10 protein-coding genes are annotated in these 18165 nt (G+C 66.9%); 3 read left to right on the top strand and 7 right to left on the bottom strand.

Translation table 11 applies throughout. From position 1 onward, the window contains the following. Positions 1-6: 6 nt before the first annotated feature. From QX048_RS33005 to QX048_RS33020, 4 genes are all read right to left on the bottom strand, one after another. Complete coding sequence (locus QX048_RS33005) at positions 7-756, bottom strand: ABC transporter ATP-binding protein (protein ID WP_315717418.1); 750 nt, start codon at positions 754-756, stop codon at positions 7-9. After that, on the bottom strand, positions 749-2416 hold the full coding sequence (locus QX048_RS33010; protein ID WP_315827770.1) for a branched-chain amino acid ABC transporter ATP-binding protein/permease: 1668 nt from the start codon (positions 2414-2416) through the stop codon (positions 749-751). Before QX048_RS33010 ends, QX048_RS33005 begins: the two co-directional genes overlap by 8 nt. After that, entirely contained in the window at positions 2413-3288 is an 876-nt protein-coding gene (locus QX048_RS33015; RefSeq protein WP_315827769.1) for a branched-chain amino acid ABC transporter permease, read from the bottom strand. The genes QX048_RS33010 and QX048_RS33015 overlap by 4 nt, the downstream gene beginning before the upstream one ends. 77 nt (positions 3289-3365) lie before the next feature. Next, on the bottom strand, positions 3366-4580 hold the full coding sequence (locus tag QX048_RS33020; RefSeq protein ID WP_315752510.1) for an amino acid ABC transporter substrate-binding protein: 1215 nt from the start codon (positions 4578-4580) through the stop codon (positions 3366-3368). A gap of 162 nt (positions 4581-4742) precedes the next feature. Here QX048_RS33020 and QX048_RS33025 point away from each other — a divergent pair, with 162 nt between their 5' ends. Continuing rightward, positions 4743-5693: a helix-turn-helix domain-containing protein gene (locus tag QX048_RS33025; RefSeq protein WP_316200843.1), complete on the top strand. Its 951-nt coding sequence runs from the start codon at positions 4743-4745 to the stop codon at positions 5691-5693. Positions 5694-6754: 1061 nt separating this feature from the next. Next, positions 6755-9823: an ATP-binding protein gene (locus QX048_RS33030; protein ID WP_315827768.1), complete on the top strand. Its 3069-nt coding sequence runs from the start codon at positions 6755-6757 to the stop codon at positions 9821-9823. 8 nt (positions 9824-9831) lie between these two features. Here QX048_RS33030 and QX048_RS33035 read toward each other — a convergent pair whose 3' ends face one another. From QX048_RS33035 to QX048_RS33045, 3 genes are all read right to left on the bottom strand, one after another. Beyond that, on the bottom strand, positions 9832-12951 hold the full coding sequence (locus QX048_RS33035; protein ID WP_316192074.1) for an NAD(P)-binding protein: 3120 nt from the start codon (positions 12949-12951) through the stop codon (positions 9832-9834). 357 nt (positions 12952-13308) lie between these two features. Further along, a complete protein-coding gene (locus QX048_RS33040) occupies positions 13309-14688 on the bottom strand; it encodes an ATP-binding protein (protein WP_315827766.1) in 1380 nt (459 codons plus the stop codon). After that, positions 14688-15410: a response regulator transcription factor gene (locus QX048_RS33045; protein ID WP_315752505.1), complete on the bottom strand. Its 723-nt coding sequence runs from the start codon at positions 15408-15410 to the stop codon at positions 14688-14690. Before QX048_RS33045 ends, QX048_RS33040 begins: the two co-directional genes overlap by 1 nt. A 414-nt stretch (positions 15411-15824) precedes the next feature. Here QX048_RS33045 and QX048_RS33050 point away from each other — a divergent pair, with 414 nt between their 5' ends. Then, positions 15825-18104, top strand: coding sequence for a polysaccharide biosynthesis tyrosine autokinase (locus QX048_RS33050; RefSeq protein ID WP_315717409.1), 2280 nt, complete (start codon positions 15825-15827; stop codon positions 18102-18104). Positions 18105-18165: the final 61 nt, after the last annotated feature.

Genomic DNA, 18165 nt, shown 5'->3' on the forward strand with positions numbered 1-18165 from the left:
GCGCTCCTAGGTCGATGGGGTTGTTGCGGTTGCGGAAGCCGGGGCGCGCGACTGGCCGAGATAGGCGCGCTGGATGTCGGGATTGTTCTTCATCTCGGGCGCCGGCCCCTCGCCGGCATTGCGTCCCTGCTCGATCAGGTAGACGCGGTCGGCGATGTCGAGGCTGGCGCGGGCGTTCTGCTCGACCATCAGGATGCCGACGCCGTCGCCGCGGATCGTCCTCAGCGCCCGGAACACCTCGCGGCTCAAGAGCGGCGACAGGCCGAGCGACGGCTCGTCGAGCAGCAGCAGGTCGGGCCGCGACATCAGCGCGCGGCCGATCGCGACCATCTGCTGCTCGCCGCCGCTCATGGTGCGCACCGCCTGCCCCATGCGCTCGGTCAGGCGCGGAAACAGCGCGAGCACGTGCGCCAGCCGCGCGGCCTCGCCGTCGCGGGCGCGCGAAGGATAGGCGCCGAGCTGGAGGTTCTCGGCGACGGTGAGATCGCCGAACACGCCGCGGCCTTCTGGCACCAGCGCGATGCCGCGCTCGACGATCAGATGCGGCGCGAGCGAGCCGATGTCCGTCCCGCCGAGCCGGATCACGGCTCCGGGCGACGGCTGGATCAGTCCCGCGATCGCCTTCAGCAACGTCGACTTGCCGGCGCCATTGGCACCGAGGATGGCGACGATTTCGCCGCGCGCGACCTCGAGCGCGACATCGGTGAGCGCCTGGTGCTTGCCATAGGCGTGCGACAGCCGCTTGATCTCAAGCATCGGGCTCTCCGAGATAGGCTGTGATCACCGCGGGATCGGCGAGCACCTCGTCCGGCGTGCCGCGCGCGATCACGACGCCCGCGCTCATGACGACGCAGCGGTCGCACAGCGCGCGGATCGCATCCATCACATGCTCGACCATCACGATGGTGATGCCGCGGTCGCGCAGCGAGGCGATCAGCCTGATGCCGGTCTCCAGCTCGGTCGGATTGAGCCCAGCCAGCCATTCGTCGAGCAGCACAAGCCGCGGGTGCAGCGCCAGCGCGCGGGCGAGCTCCAGCCGCTTCTGGTCGATGTAAGTGAGATCGCCCGCCGGCATCTCCGCCATGCCATCGAGGCCGACCAGGGCGAGCAGCTCATGGATCGATTCTGCGGCCGCACCGGTCTGGCGCATGCGGAACAACGCCGCCGCCGCGACATTCTCGGCGACCGTCAGGTCCGGCATCACCCGCACCAACTGGAAGGTGCGGGCAAGCCCGAGCCGGGCGATCCGGTGCGCCGCGAGGCCGCTGATGACGGTGCCGCCGAAGCGGATCGTGCCGGCCGAGGGCACGAGCGCGCCCGAGAGCATGTTGAGCAGCGTCGTCTTGCCCGAGCCGTTGGGGCCGATGACGCCGAGGATCTCGCCGGCGCGGACGTCCAGGCTGACCTGGTCGACGGCGCGCAGGCCGCCGAAGGATTTGCCGACAGTCTCGGCCGTGAGCAGCGTTCCGCCCTGCTCCGGTTTGGCGCCGACCACCTTGGGCTCGCGCCGCCAGACCCGATCGACCAACCCGATCACGCCCCTCGGCAGCACCATCACGATGCCGATGAAGATGAGGCCGAGCACGATGCTGAAGTGGTTGGGCAGCGCGGCTGTCAGCACCTCGAACAGCAGCACAAGCGGGATGACGCCGAGCACCGGGCCGATCAGCGAGCCGGCACCGCCGAGCAGCGCCATGATCACGACCTGGAACGAGATCATCGGGTTGAACGCGATCGCCGGATCGATATAGGTCCAGCGCGGCGCCATGATCGCGCCGGTCACCGACATGAACACCGCGCTGAGGATGAAGACCCCGAGCTTCACCGCGGTCGCATCGATGCCGGAATGGCGCGCGGCGGTCTCGTCGGCGCCGATCGCGCGCAGCGCGAGGCCATAGCGCGAGCGCGTCAGCAGAAAGCCGGCGAGGAAGACCAGCGCCGTCAGCGCGCAGAGCTGCCAGTATAGCATCTCCTGGGTGATGTCGCTGAACAGATAGCGGCCGACCGATTTGTGGATGTTGACCTCGTACCAGATCACGAGCTGGCGGATCAGCTCGGCCAGGCCGAACGAGAAGATGATGAAGTAGATGCCGGACAGCCGCAGCGTCGACAGGCCGGTGATGGCCGCGACGACAGCGCCGACACCCGCAGCGGTCATCAGTTGCAGCGGCCAGCTCAGCGTCTCGCCCGTCACCGCCGCCGTATAGGCGCCGATGCCGAAGAACGCCGCGGTCGCCAGCGAGACGTAGCGGGTCGGCCCGGAGAACATGGCCCAGGCGGTTGCCAGCACGGTGAAATAGAGAATGCTGATGCCGAGCGCGAGATAGTAGCCGTTGGCATAGAGCGGCAGCGTGACCGCCGCGGCAACGCCGACGAGCCCGATGCACCAGGCGAGAATCTTGCCGGGGCTGATCACGACGCCGCCTTTCCGAACAGTCCGGTCGGCCGGATCAGCAGCACGCCGAGAAACATCGCAAACGTCGCGGCCAAGGTCAGCCCGGGATCGACCAGCCGCGCCACCGCGGTCTCGACGACACCGAGCAGCAGCCCTGCGGCGAGCGCGCCCATGACGTTGCCGACGCCCCCCATGATCACGACCACCAGCGCCTTCATCGTGAATACGACGCCCATCGAGGCGTTGAAGGTGAGGAACATGCTGACCAGCACGCCGCCGGCCGCGACCAGGCCACCGCCGAACGCAAACGCCAGTCCTGCGAGCCAAGCGACATCGATGCCGACCAGCCGCGCGGCATTGGCATCGACCGCGACGGCGCGCACGGCCGTGCCGATCCTTGTCCGCGTCAGCGCGAGATAGACGCCGGTGCCGATCAGTGCGGCGAAACCAAGCGCGACCAGCCGGTTCACCGCGAGCGTCGAGCCGAGCACTGTGACGGGAATGGAGAGATAGCTATAGCTGTAGTACTGCCCGCCGAAAGCGACCAGCATGATGCCCTGGATCACGAACAGCACGCCGAAGGTGACGAGGATGCTGTCGACCTCCTGGGCGCCGGCGTCCTTGCCGCGGCGGATCAGGCGCTGCAGCAACAGCCTGTAGAGCAGCCAGTTCAGCAGTCCCGCGGCGGGCATCGCGAGCAGCAGCGCCAGCAGCGGACTCAGTTGCAGCCCGGAATAGAGCGACAGCGTGCCGAACGCGGCCGCGACCAGCGACTCGCCATAGGACAGGTTCATGATGCGCGCCACGCCATATTGCAGCGTCAGGCCGAGCGCGATCAGGGCATACATGCCCCCCAGCACCAGACCGGGCAGCAGGATGTCGAACAGCAACATGGGATGGTGCCTCTTGCGCGAGGCCCGCGGACGCGCGCGCCTTGACGCGCGTCCGCAAGCTCACGACCTCGTTCCGGCTATTTCCACTCGGGCTTCGGCACGACCGCGGCGCGTGCGCCGGGCAGCGAGGCCGGCGCCACGGCGTAGAACTCGCCGTTCTGCCACTGGCCGACGCTCCAGACCTCCTGCAGCAGGCCGTCCTTCAGCTTCACCTTGCCGATGATGGTGTCGAAAGAGCCCTCGCGGATCTCCTTGGCGACCGCGGCACGGTCGACCTTGCCAACCTTCTCGATCGCCTGCTGCAGCACCTGCAGACTGGCATAGGTGATCGGGCTCGCCCAGCGATCCGGCTCCTGCCCGGTCGCCGCCTTGTGGCGGGCGAGATAGTCCTTGAGCGCGGGCGAGTCGGCGTTCCAGCCGCCGATGCCCATCACGCCGTCGCTGCCCGCGCCGAACTTGCCCTTGAACAGCGGGAACGCCGTGCCGACGCCGACATAGAAGACCTTCGGATTGTACTTGAGCAGTTGCGCCTGCTCGGTCAGCCCGATCGTATCCGGCGGATAGCTGAAGGCGACGAAGGCATCGGCTTTGCTCGCGATCGCATCCTTGAGCAGCGGCTGCAGGTCCTGCGAGCCCATCGGATAGGTCTTGTCGTAGGCGACGGTCAGTCCGGCCTTCTTGAAGGCCTCGCGCCCGGCGGCGGCCAGCTCGATGCCGAACTGGTCGGCCACGCTGACCATCGCGACGGTGCCGCCGATCTTGCCCTCGCTCTTCAGCTTGCCGAGCAGTTCGGCGAGCCCATTGGAGATCTGCGCCGACGTGCCGAGCCAGAAGGTGGCATTGGCCCAGCGCTTGGCGAGTTCTGGCGCCTTGTCGGTCACCGACGTCACCGCGAGATGCGGATAGCCGAGCCGGTTCAAGGTCGGACCGACCGCAAGGTTGAGACCGGTGCCCCAGGGCGGCAGGATGAAGTCGACCTTGTCCTGGTTGGCGAGGCGCTCGATCGCCTTCACCGCCTCTTCCGACGAGCTGCGGTCGTCATATTCGACGATCTCGATCGGCAGCCGCTTGTCGCCGAGCTTGATGCCACCGGCCGCGTTCACGTCCTTCACCCAGAGCTGATAGTTGGGCAGCGTGGTGATGCCGGCGCCGCCGGCATAGGGGCCGGTCTTCGAGATCGCATAACCGATGCGGATCTTGTCCTGCTGGGCCTGGGCGGCCGATACGGCAAAGCCGGCTGCGATCGCCGCCCCCGCGATCCGCAACACCTGACGACGGTTGGTCGAAGTCATCTCTCTGTCCTCCTCCCATGTTCACGCGCGCGGACCGCGCGGGTGAATCGGTGACGTTCCTCTGCCCCGGCGTCGTCCGCGGTTTTTTGTTTGCGGTCGTCGGGACTTGACGAGGGAAACACCGCAGGCTTGGGTGGCGCAATGGACAGTTCCGGTAAAAGAGTGCACTTTTCTGGGGCGACGACCGCGCGTAATGCCGCGCCTCGGACGCTGCCGCCGGCGGCCCGTGGCACCCCGGCAGCGCTCGGGGCCGAAGCCATCCCCTCGCATTTCGAGGCACGGCGCTGGGCCCTGCGCTCGGATGCCGCGCGGCCGTTCGTCCACCTGCTCTGCCTGACCGCCGGAACGGCCTCGGTGCGCTTCGCCGAAGACGAAATCCAGATCTGGGCCGGTGCGGCGCTGGTCTGGGTACCGGCGGGAGGGGCCGAGCATCTCGACGTCGCGGCAGGTTCCGCCGGGCATCTCCTGCGGCTGCGCTCCGGGCTCTGGCACCGCCACCTGCCCTCCTCGGCCGAGCCCGCCTATCTCGACCTCGCAGGCACCGAGGCCGTCCTGGCCTTCTCCGTCACGGCTGAGTTCGCCGCGGTCATCGCGCGCTCGATGGCGGCGATTGCAGCCGAGATCGAAAATCCCTCACGGCGCGGCGCGGCCTCGATCATGTCATCGGAGCTGACCCTGTGCGTGCTGCGCTTCTGGCGGCTGTTTGCCGACGAGAGCGCCAGCGAGGCGCAAGGCTCCAGCGCCGAGATCCTGAGCCGCTTTCGCCGGCTCGTCGAGGAACGCTTTCATCAGCAGTTGCGGGTCGCCGACTATGCTGCGTTGCTCGGCGTCACGCCGGATCGCCTGCACGCGCTGTGCACCCGGGTGCTGCAGCGGTCACCGAGCGCGCTGATTCAGCAGCGCGTCATTCAGGAGGCGGCGACCCGGCTCGAAACCACCACCGCGACGATCAAGCAGATCGCCTTCGCGCTCGGCTTCAAGGACAGCGCCTATTTCAACCGCTTCTTCGTCAGGCACACCGGTCAATCACCGGGCGCCTGGCGCAAGGGTGTTTCGTCGCAGCGGACCAAAGGCCAGTCACGGACCATGCTCAACTTCGCCGACTGGCCGTGACGGCGCGGCGCAGCCAAGCGCCTCGGTCGTCCTCTTTGACAGTCCAGGACGACGTGTCAGCGTCGGACCAGCAAATCCCGAGTTCGCACGGGCGGCGCAACCCTGGATGCTCAATGCGCCGGGAAACTGATTTCCGCTGCGCGATCAAGCTGATTTGGCCTGTCCAGTCCCCGCGCCGAAAATATTTCTCTTTCGTTTTTCCGGAAATCATGGTTCTATTCCCGCATCCCGTCTCGAGCTGAGGGGCGTATCGCGGTCGTCACGAGACGCGAGGCGGGGAGCGGTGGGCGTGGTGGATTGCAGCGCGGGTTGCCCGCGCCGACGAACAATTCGCCACGCACGGTCAAGTCGCGCGGTCCTGATATCCCGATGCTGATATCAACTCACGTTGAGGCTTCGCTTCGCGTGGGGATGGTGGCCAGAAAGCCCGGCGCACCAGGGAGAACGCGAAGCAGCCGTTCAGCCATCGCGCAGGGAGGGCCGGGTTTCCGGCTGACCTGTGGTACCTGCCGCCTGCATTTTTTTCGCAGGCGGGCCACGGGCCTCAGTCGAGGTCCGGCCTTCCCTGCGCCCTCACGCCTCGCGAGGGCTTCACGATGCATCACCCGGACGGGTCGCCCGCCGCGGGATGGCGCGATCACGCGCGCCTGTCCGCAAGGGAGGCGACCTGATGTTTCACATTGATGTCAAATCGTCGCAGGCTTGAACGGTCCCGCCAGCATCGAGGACACCCGGGGGAGCCGTCCGATATCGTCCCCGCTCCCCGGAGCCATCGCGAGTATGGCGGCACCGTTGCTACCCTGCCACGAATGCGCTATGAGTTGAACATGATCAGCCGGTCCTGGTCGCACGCGAAATGCCAGTACCGCAAACCGATGCTTCGCGCTCGGCGCGCGACGTCGGTCGATACGGGCGCCGCGATCGCGCCCGTATCGCCAGCTCCGCGCTTCGCGCTCATTCGCATTCCGTAGCCGTGTCCGGGAGCCCGAACGCAGATGGATTGTGAAACCTGTGGCCGGCCCAATCCACCGGGCTCGGATGTCTGCGGCGGGTGTGGCGGGGTGTTGCGACAGCCGTCATCCGATACGACGACGAGTTCGCGCCTGCTCGGCATGCATCGCGCCGAGCGGCGGCAGGTGACGGCGCTGATCTGCGATCTCGTCGGCTCCGTCTCGCTCACCGTCAGGCTCGATCCGGAAGATATGACCAGCGTCATCGACGCCTTCCTGACGACCTGCGAAAACGTCATCGGCCGCCATGGCGGCGCCATCACGCAATATGCCGGCGACGGCGTGCTCGCTTATTTCGGCTATCCGCGTGCGGGGGAAGACGATGCGGCCACCGCGATCCGCGCCGCCATCGCGCTGCGCGACGCCGTCGGCCGGCTCGATGCCCCGCAAGGCCAGCCACTGCGTCTGCGCATCGGCATTGCCACCGGCCTCGTCGTGGTCAGCGACCTCATGCCCCGCGCCGACGGCCGCCCGGTCGACATCGTCGGCGAGACGCCGAATCTCGCGGCGCGGCTGCAATCGATCGCCGCCCCCGACAGCATCGTCGTGGCCCGGACGACCGAGCGCATCGCGCGCGGCATGTTCGACTTCCGCGATCTCGGCACGTTCGCGCTGAAGGGATTCGCCGCACCGGTCGAGGCGTTCGAGGTGCTGGAAGAAGCCGCCGTCGCGAGCCGTTTCCACGCCCGCATTCGCGGCGAAAGCTCCCCCCTGGTCGGGCGCGACCAGGAGCTGGCGCGTCTGTTCGATTGCTGGGCGGCGGCGCGGTTCGGCAGCGGACAGGTGGTGCTGCTCCATGGCGAGCCGGGCATCGGCAAGTCGCGGCTGGTCGAGGAGCTGCGGCGGCGCGTGGCCGACGTCTCCCAGCTGCAGATGATCTGGCACTGCAGCCCCACCCGTTGTGACAGCGTGCTGTATCCGATCTCGGAACAGCTCGCGCTCATCGCCGGCTTCGACCGCACCGACGGCGCAGCGACGCGCCGCGACAAGCTCGATCGCTTCATGAACGCGCACGGCGTCACCGACACCACCGCGCGCGCCGTGCTCGCCGACGTCCTTGGCGTCGCGCCCGAACCGGACAATCCGCTGCAGACGATGACCGTCGAGAAGCGCTCGGAGGTCACGCGGGAGACGCTGCTCCGGCTGATCGACATGATGGTGCCGACCGGGCCCGCGCTGCTGGTGCTGGAAGACGCGCATTGGAGCGACACGACCACGCTCGAGCTGCTCGATCGGGCGATCCAGCGCGCCGCACAACGCCGCTGGCTGATCGTGGTCACGGCCCGGCTCGAATATGAGCCGCCCTGGGCCGCGAGCCCGAAGGTCACGCGGCTCCCGCTCGGGCGATTGAGTCACGGCGACGCCGAGCGGATCTGCACCCATGTGGCCGCTTCGGCCGCGCTGCCGGCAGCGACGCTACGCCAGATCGTCAACCGTGGCGAAGGCATTCCGCTGTTCCTGGAAGAGCTGGCGAAGTACGTCGTCGAAGCCTCCGCGGCGCCCGCACGGGACGGCCATGCGAGCGTGGCCATTCCCGCCTCGCTGCAGGACTCCCTGGTTGCGCGGCTCGACCGATTGGGGCCGGCGCGCCGGATTGCCAATCTCGGTGCCGCCATCGGCCGCCGCTTCAGCTACGATCTGTTGTCGGCCATCGTGGCGGAGCCCGAAGCCAGGCTCGGCGAGAGCCTGGATCAGCTCGTCAAGTCCGGCCTCGTGGAGAGCAGCGGCGCACCGCCCGACAGCCTCTACACGTTCAAGCACGCGTTGATCCGCGACGCCGCCTACGAGTCCCTGCTCCGGCGCGAACGCCAGACGTTGCACGGCAGGATCGCCGCGGTGCTGCGCGATCGCTTTCCCGAGACGCGGGACACCGAGCCGGAGTTGCTGGCCTACCATTTCACCGAGAGTGGCGCGATCGCCGAAGCCATCCCGCTATGGGCGGACGCGGGCCGGCGCGCCGCCTCGCGCGCCGCGCATGTCGAAGCGGCGCGACATCTGCAGACGGCGCTCGACCTGCTGCGTCATCAATCCGCCGACGGCGAGCGCGCCGACTTGGAGCTCGAGCTCCTGATCGGGCTTGCCGTCAGCCTCGCCGCCTCGCGCGGCTACACCGTGCCCGAGGTCGGCAAGGCGCTGTCCGAGGCACGGGCGATTTGCGACGCACTCGGCAACACCGCCGGCCTGTTCGCCGTGCTGCGCGGCATCTGCAGTTTCCTGATCATCGCGGGCGATCTCGATGGCGCCGAGGAGATGGCGCATCTGTGCCTGGGAATCGGCGAGCAGACCGGCCTTCCCGAGCATCGCATCGAGAGCGGCGTTGCGTTGGGCTACATTCTCTTCGCCAGAGGCGACCTCCCCGCCGCGCGCCGGCTGCTGGCCGCCGCGGTGCAGCTCTATCAGGCGTCGGACGGCGCGCGGCTACCGCAACTGTCCTCCCAGGATCCGCTGGTCGCCGGCCAGGCCTCGCTGCTGCAGGTGCTGCATGCGATGGGCGACGATGCCGGCGCGGCCGCCGTCGCCAGCGATCTCATCGCGCATGCGCGCCGGCTCGGACGTCCGTTCGACCTCGCCTGGGCGCTGTCGTGGCTCGCCTTCTATCAGCTCGCACGCGGCGACTACGAGGATGTCCTCCTCGCCACCGAGGAGGCCCTGCGCATCTGCCGTGACCATGGCTATCCGCTCTATCAGCTGGTGGCGGGCAGCCTGCAGGCGCATGCCCGCGGCCATCTCGGCAGGACTCCAGACGAGGCGCTGGCGGCGGCATCTGAGGCGTTGCCGGCGTTCCAGACGCTCGGCATGATGCATTTCTCCTGCTTCTATCTCGGAGAGGTCGCCGGTCTGCAACTGATCGTCGGCAAGACGGCCGAGGCGATGCAGACGATCGACGCGGCGATCGACGCCGCGCGGCGCTATGGCGACGGCTATTTCCTGTCGCCGCTGCATCGGCGGCGCGCCGAGATCCTGGCCGCCCTCCCCGACACCGCACCCGGCCAGGTGACGGCCGCGCTACGCGAGGCCGTCGCGGTCGCCGAGGCGCAGGGCGCGTCGGCGTTCCTGCGCCGGGCGGCGGCGCGGCTCGCCGCCATCGACGATGACGCGCCGAGGCGACAATCGGCGTGACGACCTGCTCAGGCCATGGGGCTGGCCCTGGCGACGGTGAAATCGATCTCGGCCCAGATGCGCGTGGTCGCGGTCAGCACGAGCTTGCCGTCGACGGGCGTGCCGAGCCCGAGATCGCGAATGAACGGCAGGCTATCGAGCGCGCTCATCTCGATCGACCAGTTGCCCGACTGCAATTGCCAGCTGCGCAGCCCCGTCAGGTCGAGCGCGCCGTTCAACAGCGTCTTGTAGCTCGCCGCGGTGAGACTGTCCGCCGACCGCGCCTGCTTGAGATAGAACACGGGGATCGGCAGGCCCCAGACGCCGCCCAGGAACGACGCCATGCCCGGCCCGGTCGTGAGCTGCTTCATTCGCTCTTGGTCGGCCCCGGCACAGAGCTGCCGGAATGCATCCGCCGGAGAGGCCGCCGCGGTCGGCGTCGATCCCACCGTGCCTTCGATTCGGATGATGCGCTGCTGGGAGGCATGGGCCTCCGGCCCGTAGCAGGCAATCGCCATTCCCGAGACGTCGAACGGATCGTTCGATGGCGCGCTGGCGGGCTGGGCGATCGTCGCGTGATATTTGGGAAAGCCCCAGACCTCCTGCCCCGCAACCACCGACCAGGCATTGTCGACGAACAGATAGGCCGGCACGAAGCCGATCGTTTTCGGCAGCACCGCGCCGCGCTCATAGCTGCCGACCAGGAGCCACAGCCCGACATCGGTCTCGGACATCGTGCCCTGCTCCGCGAAGGGCGGCGTGGCCGCCTGGCTCTTGCGCACCTGGATGACGTTGACGAAGGCCATGTCCAGCATCACGCGGAACTGGTCGCGGCCCGCGACGCGGTTGAAGGAGCGGTCGAGGAACCGCTGGCAGGCGCCGAGGTCGGCCGATATGGCGAAGCCGTAGAAGGTCGAGTCGTTGCAGATATAGGGCGTCGGCGGAAGCGTGATCCATCCGGCGTAGTTGACGTAGGCGTTGGTGATGTAGGGTTCCGGACTGGTCGAGACGATCGGAATGTAGACGCCGGACAGCGCCGAGGCGGCGGCAAGGCCGGACATCGCCGCGACCTCCACGCATCCGGCGTTGATCTCGGGCACACGGGTCCAGTCGCCGGCGAGGAAGAGATTGTCGTAGCCGGACTTGCCGGGCTCCATGCGATGCCGCAGCGTGCCCGGCAGGCTCAGCACATAGCGCTCGCTCGGATTGATGTTGGCACGCCAGAACTGGAAGTCGAGCCGCGCCGATCCGCTGATGTCGCTCGGCGCGTGCAGGAGATCCCAGCGGAACGTGCTGCCGCTGCCGATGTTGGTCCACAGCGTATCGAGCCAGGACGTCATCCAGTCCTTGGATGCGTTCTTCACATAGTCCGCGGCAAGCTGCTCGTCGTTCGGCGCGCTGTCGTCACTCATGATGGCGCAGTAATAAGCGATCGAACGTGGCCCCGGCGCCGGCCAGTCCTCGGCCGGCAGCAATTGCGACATGTCGGAATAGGTGTCGAGCGGCGGCTTGCAGGTGGTGACGATCGGTCCCATCGTCTCGAGCGACGGTCCAGGCGCCACATAGGGACCTCCGAGATCTCCGACCGCGCAGTCGAGCCAGAGTTGCAGCGCCATCGTGCGCACGGTGGGGAGATTGCCGACCATGTCGGCCCAGGCCGGCTTCTGCTGCATCAATGGCCGGCAGATCTCATCGAGCGCGCCGACCGAGATGCCGAGGACCACCTGGTCGAAATCCTCGCCGAGCTGCAGGCTGAGCCGGGCCGCCGGAGGCGGCTGCGGCGGGTTGGGGGGACCATAGGCGTTCTCGAAATTGTAGCCCTTCAGCGCGTAGTACTCGCCGTTCTCGATCTCCTGCCATTTGGGCTCGGACGGCCAGCACCAGTAGTCCTTCACCAGGACCAGCGGATCATATCTGCCATCGACGAACTCGACCTGCTTGTCGATGTGGATGGTCGCGATGTTGCTGCCGTCCTTGGTCGGCTCGAGACTCGTGACCTTGTGAAAGAACTTGAAGTTCACGCCGCGCCGCGCCAGGAGCTGGTAGATGGGAGTGCAGATCGTATCCCCCATTCCGACGACGGATTTATAGAAGAACGCCCCCTTGTAGGTGAAGAACAGCCGCAGCAGTCCCTGAACGGCCGAGCAGGCCGACACCTGCTGCTGCGACGGCTCGCGGGAGCCGTTGCGAAAGGCGAAGATGTATTCGTAGAGAGCGGTCACGATGGCGTTGTTGGCGGCCTCTTCATCCTGCTGCGCCAGAAAGCTGCGGAATTCGTATCTGTCGAGAACCTCCAGCCCGTCCGTCAGGCAGTCGTTCTCGATGATGCCGAGCAGCATGCAGATGCCGAGATTGGCGAGGATCAACAGCCGGCGCAGGCCCTCCTCGAGGCCGTCGATCGTCTGGTGCTCCTTGACGATGCCGCGGAACGCATGGAGCAGCGCCGCCATGTCGCCCTGGGCATCGCGGCGGATCGCTTCGACGTCACTGTGCAGCTTCTCGCCGACGCGGTGGGCCAGCAGCAGCAGCGGATGGCCCTTGCCATCAGGCGAGACGGCCGCCAGCCGGACCTGCCGCTCGGCGGGCATGGCGGCGATCGCCTTCGCCAGCTCGGCATTCTGGTCGCCCGGCCAGTCCTCGAGATAGTAGTTCAGGTTGAAGATGATGCTCGCGATGGTCCGCAGCAGCAGGGTCGAGAGCGGTGGCACGATGTTGTCGGCGGGCGCCCACAGGCTATCCCTGCCGGGATAGACCGATTCATCGACATCCGGCTGAAACCAGAACGGCCAGGGCAGCCATTGGCCGTCGGTGTACTCGGCGTAGAAGATCTCGCTCTGCCGCTTGAACGCATCATCGATCGTCCTGATCGGATCGCTCGGCGGTGCATCGAGTGCCTTCAGCGCGGCACGCAGGATGGTGAAGGCATTCTCGTAGAAGCCGGCCCAGATATGCAGTCCGTGCTCCTCGATGCGCTGGCCCTGCTTGGCGTTGCGTCCGCTGGCGGTCTTGCCCCCGAGACGCCAACCGAGCTGATAGAGAGTGATCTCGTAGCGCTCGCCGCGCGGATCGATCTCGCTCAAGGCGAAGGCCGCGCTCAACGCGCCGATGCCGCCGCCCAATATCGCCACGCGGGTCTTTGTTGCTGCCATGTCGATGATCCCCTGACCTCGGACGTTCTCGCCCGGGCGAGCCGGAACGACGTCGTCCATCGGCGCACGGGTCCGCGATCCGCGCGGCCCGTGCGGTTGAATGACATTCGGTACTATGGGTTTACAAAATCGGCGCCACGCCCAGTTCAATCCGCGCGGCGATGCAATGAGGATGCATCGAATACCTATCACAATCTCCACGCGATCATCAAGCGGGCGCATCGTCGACATCGCGTCAGGCGAAGACGAGGCCGCCGCATCGTTCCCACCGGCTACGTCGTCGTCTCAACTTTTACGAGAAGAACGACGGGCTGCCACCGCTTAAAGACAGCGCCCCGATCGCGACGCTGCCGTCGATCACGTCAGATCGGAATGCACGTCGCCGGGCCCGTCGAGAAACAGCGGCAGCCGCACGACGATGCGGGCGCCGCGCGGCGCGTCGGTGATCGCGATGCTGCCGCGATGGGCCTCCACCAGCGTCCGCACCACCGCCAGTCCAAGCCCGGCTCCGCCGGTGCCGCGATTGCGCGACGTGTCCAGGCGCGTGAACGGCTCCAGCATGGCCTTGCGCTGGTCGCGGGGAATCCCCGGCCCTTCGTCGTCGACCGTCAGCACGGCGTGCTCCGGCTGGCGTTGCAGCGAGACATGCGCCGCCTCGCCATATTTGAGCGCGTTGTCGATGATGTTGGCGACGATACGACGCAGCGCGACGCGGTCGCCCAGCATCAGCTGCTCGCGCCCGTCGCCTGCATGGTCGAAGCGCACCCGCGCCTGATGCGCGCGGCGATCCTCGACCTCCGCGCGCACCAGTTCGTCGAAGGCAACGAGCTCCTGCGGCAGTTCGCCGGCACCCGCCCGGCTCGCAAGCAGCGCGTCGTCGAGCAGGCGGATCATGTCGGAGATATCGATCACGGCGCGCTGCCGCTCGGCGTCATCCGGGATCTGGTCGACGCGCAGCCGCAGCCGCGTGGCAAAGGTGCGAACGTCGTGAGCAATGCCGCCGACCAGCGCCATGCGCGCCTGCATCAGATCGGCAAGCCGGTCCTGCAGTCGCCCGAACGCCGTCACCACGGCGCGAACCTCGGGCGCATTGCGGCGAACGTCCGGCAGCGGCACCGCCGCCCCGCCGGGGTCGACCCGGTCGACGGCGGCCGCCAAGCGCGCCAGCGGCCGCGTCTCACGCTGCATGATCAGGAGCGCAAACAGCGCGACCAGCGTACCGAACAGGCCCGCGCCGAAGCCGATCGGCAGCCCCTGCTGGGTCAGCACCAGCGACGCGCGCGAGTCCACGACGAGAACATCGCCGCCGTTCAGGCCAATGCGAAACTCCAGGGCATTCTGCGGCGTCCGCGCGAGCCTGGGCAACCACCGTCCCTCCGGCTCCGGCACGAAGGTGATTGTCAGCGGGCGCGCACCGAGCGCACCGGCATAGGCGTCGCGCAATCCGGACCGGACCGGCGCGGGCTCGGTGCGCGGAAGGCGGACCGCCGCGTCGGGTCCGACCAGCCGGACCTCGAAGCGGTCAGAGGACACGGCATCGACGACCCTGCCCCGCTCAGCCCCGGGTGTTCGTTCGATCAGTTCGGCGAGCTCGGCCAGCCGCGTCGGCGGCGGCGTCGCGCCTTCGAGGTCCGCGGTCCGGGCGCGGTAGAATCGCGCCAGGGTGACGATCCAGATCGCGAGCAGACCAATGATGACGATGAGGCCGATACGCATCGCAAGCGTCAGCCGCATCATCACGCCACCGGCCTCACCGTCGCCGTGAACAGGTATCCGCCGTTGCGGACGGTGGTGATCAGGTTCGTTCCCGGGCTTGCGGCATCGAGCTTGCGCCGCAGCCGCGAGATCAGCATGTCGACGGTGCGGTCGAACGGCTCGGCGGAGCGGCCGCGCGTCCAGTCCAGGATCTGGTCGCGGCTCAACACCCGCCGTGGCCGCTGCACGAAGCAGGCGAGCAGGTCGAACTCCGCCGAGGTCAGCTGGATCGGCGCGGCCTGCGCATCCACGATCTCGATGCTGCGGGCATCGACGTCGAGTACGAACCGGTCGAAACCGAAACGCCGGCTCGCGTCACGCGGTGGGCTCGCCTGGGTGCGCCGCAGCAGCGCCCGAACGCGGGCCAATAGCTCGCGCGGCCCGAACGGCTTGACCATGTAATCATCGGCGCCGAGCTCCAGCCCGACCACGCGATCGATCTCGTCGCTCTTGGCCGACAGCATCAGGATGGGAATGTCGTCGCTCTGCCGCAGCCGGCGGCAGATCGAAAGCCCGTCCTCTCCCGGCAGCATCAGGTCGAGAATGATGAGATCGGGCCGCAGCCGCCGCAGCACGGCATCCATCGCCGGCGCCGTGGCGGCGACCTCGATCTCGAACCCTTCCCGGCGCATGAAATCGCTGACGAGCCGGCTGATCTCCGGGTCGTCCTCCACCATCAAAAGCGTGGCCGCAGGCATGCTCATCGCCAGGACTGATGCCCAAAACCCGTAGCTTGGCAATGGGCCGGGAGCGACTGTTACAAGCCGTTACGCGGCAGCCAAATACCGGTATGCGGCCGACCGCGACGCCGGCATTGGCCGGCCGAGAAGGCCGCCGCAAGCGCAAGGCATGTCCTGCACGCCGGCGACATTTAATTTTGCAGAGCCACTTGCTGAGCAAAATCAGATTTAATATAAATTAAATCGCGCGGCACTCCCAGATCATTTAATGGTTATAAAACAAGATCCTCGTTCTCGCAGGCAAACCGGGCGGCTCTGACGTCCGAAGCGCAACTGAAAAGCCCCACAAACATGCTGCACAATCCCAACGCGAGCACGGTTACCTACCCCTCCCCACAGGAGCAAGGTTGGGAACGTAGCGGACCCGGACCGTTCGACATGGCGCTGGGATTCCTGCGCCGGCACTATCTGGTGATTGCGATCACCACCGTGCTTTCGCTCCTGGCGAGCTTCGCCCTGCTGAAAATCCTGCCGCCCACCTACTCGGCCGACGTCAAGATCATGCTGGGCACCACCTCGAAGGCCGCAGTCGTCCAGCCGCAACCGCCCGTTCAGGACGAGCCGCCGCTCGACATGGAATCGCAGATCGAGATTCTCAAATCGAAGTCGATCGCGACAGCGGTCATCGACAAGCTCAATCTGGCGGACGATCCCGACTTCAACGGCAAAGCCAGCCCGCTGCATGGTGCGGTTGATGCGGTTCGCCGCCTCGTGGGTTCGGCGCCGCAGCCGAACGCGCCCTCGATGGACGATCTCCTCGACGAATTCCAGCGCAGAATGAACGCCTTCCGAATTGGCACGAGCACGGTCGTCGAGGTCGATTTCAGCGCCAGCGACCCCAATCGGGCGGCGATGATCGCCAACGCCATCGTCAAGGAGTATTTCGATCAGCAGTTGAAGGCGGACGCGAACGAGCACCGCACAATCACCGCCTGGCTTCACGACCGCCTGCAGGATCTCGGCAACGACGCGACCGCGACCGAACGTTCCGTGAACGAGCTGAAAAGCCGGTACAACATCGTCTCGGCCGACGGCAGGTTCATGGACCAGCAGCAGGTCACCGAGCTCACCAACCGCCTGGTGGCAGTGCGCACGCGTACCGCCTCGCTGATGACCCGGCTCAATCGGTTCGACGACATGCTCGCGACGAGCAGTGCCGATATGACGATCGACCGCGTAGCCGCGGTCTCCGACTTCTCCCCGGCAGAGCTCAGCGGCAATGTCAATCCGCCCGACGGTCTCTCCTTGAGCAATTCGAACAGCACGCTCATCATCAACAGCTTGCGTCAGCAATACCTCGATAACGCCAAGCGCGAGTACGAGTATTCCGCCAAATATGGCAAGGATCATATCGCGGTCGTCAATATTCGCGCGACGATGAAGAGCATCCGCCAGGCCATCGTCGACGAGGTGCGGCGCCTTGCCGACGTCGCCAAGCACGATTACGAGGAGTCCAAGCAGCAGCAGCAGGAGATCGAGAAGCAGCTTGCACAGGCCGTTGTCCGGTCGCAGGATACCAGGGCGGCCGAGCTCAGCCTCCGCGAGCTGGAGACCAGCGCCAAGAGCTATCGCACGCTCTACGACACCTTTCTTCAGCGCTACATGGGCTCAGTCCAGCAGGGCTCCTTCCCGATTGCGAAGGCGCGGGTGATCTCAGCGGCCACGCCGCCGAAGAAGAAGATCAAGCCGAAGTCCATCGTGCTGATGGCGCTCGGCCTGTTCGGGGGCCTGGCGCTCGGCGGCGGCCTCGGCCTGCTCGCAGAAGTCAAGGACCGCAGCTTTCGGACGACCGACCAGGTCGAGGATCGCCTGCGCCTGCCCTGCCTCTCGGTCGTCCCTCTGCTCAAACGAGGCGAGGTCGACCGGTTCACCAAGAAAGCGACGGTCAACGCCGTTTCCAAGGTCGAACCCGATTCCAGCCCGCGAATGGTGACGAGAGGCCCCGGGACCTGCTGGGCCGCATCCGCCATGCCCACATCGCGCTTCGCCGAATCCATCCGCTCGTTGAAAGTCGCCATCGACCAGGATCCAAGCCCGACGTCGCGGAAGGTCTTCGGACTGACGTCCGCCCTGCCCAACGAAGGCAAGTCGATCATCGCCGCGTCGCTGGCTCAGCTCATCGCAAATTCAGGCAAGCGTGTGATCGTGGTCGATTGCGACCTCAGGAATCCGTCGCTTTCCGCCATGCTGGCCCCCGATGCCAGCACTGGGATCGCCGACATCGTCCTGGGAGGATGCCAGCTCGCAGACGCAGTCTGGACCGACCCGCTGACGCGCCTGGATTTCCTGCCGGGAACGGGTGCCATGCAGCGCGACACCAGCGACATCCTCGGCAACGAGCAGATGCGCAAGCTGTTCGAGCAGCTGCGGGCAGCCTATGACTACGTCATCGTCGATCTTCCGCCGCTCGCGCCCGTTGTCGACGCGCGCGCCATCTCCGCGCTGCTCGACAGCTTCGTCCTCGTCGTGGAATGGGGGCGCACGCCGGCCGAGGTGGTCGAGCACGCGCTGAACACGGCTCCCAACGTCTACGATGCTCTGTTCGGCGTCGTGCTCAACAAGACGAACATGAAGGCGCTGAAGCGCTACGCCAATCATTTCGGCGACTACTACAACCACAAATATTACGCCCGTTACGGGAGCGTGATGGCCGAGTAGGTCGATCAGCGCGCGCCGGCCGGTGCGCGCCATAGGCCGCGGCCGGCAACGGAAATCGATC

This window comes from Bradyrhizobium sp. SZCCHNS30572, from assembly GCF_032484415.1.
Classification (GTDB): Bacteria; Pseudomonadota; Alphaproteobacteria; order Rhizobiales; family Xanthobacteraceae; genus Bradyrhizobium.

Coding starts and splice junctions, on each gene's coding strand:
- QX048_RS33005 (WP_315717418.1), bottom strand. CDS start 756: ATGCTTGAGATCAAGCGGCTGTCGCACGCCTATGGCAAGCACCAGGCG.
- QX048_RS33015 (WP_315827769.1), bottom strand. CDS start 3,288: ATGTTGCTGTTCGACATCCTGCTGCCCGGTCTGGTGCTGGGGGGCATG.
- QX048_RS33020 (WP_315752510.1), bottom strand. CDS start 4,580: ATGACTTCGACCAACCGTCGTCAGGTGTTGCGGATCGCGGGGGCGGCG.
- QX048_RS33035 (WP_316192074.1), bottom strand. CDS start 12,951: ATGGCAGCAACAAAGACCCGCGTGGCGATATTGGGCGGCGGCATCGGC.
- QX048_RS33040 (WP_315827766.1), bottom strand. CDS start 14,688: ATGATGCGGCTGACGCTTGCGATGCGTATCGGCCTCATCGTCATCATT.
- QX048_RS33045 (WP_315752505.1), bottom strand. CDS start 15,410: ATGAGCATGCCTGCGGCCACGCTTTTGATGGTGGAGGACGACCCGGAG.
- QX048_RS33050 (WP_315717409.1), top strand. CDS start 15,825: ATGGCGCTGGGATTCCTGCGCCGGCACTATCTGGTGATTGCGATCACC.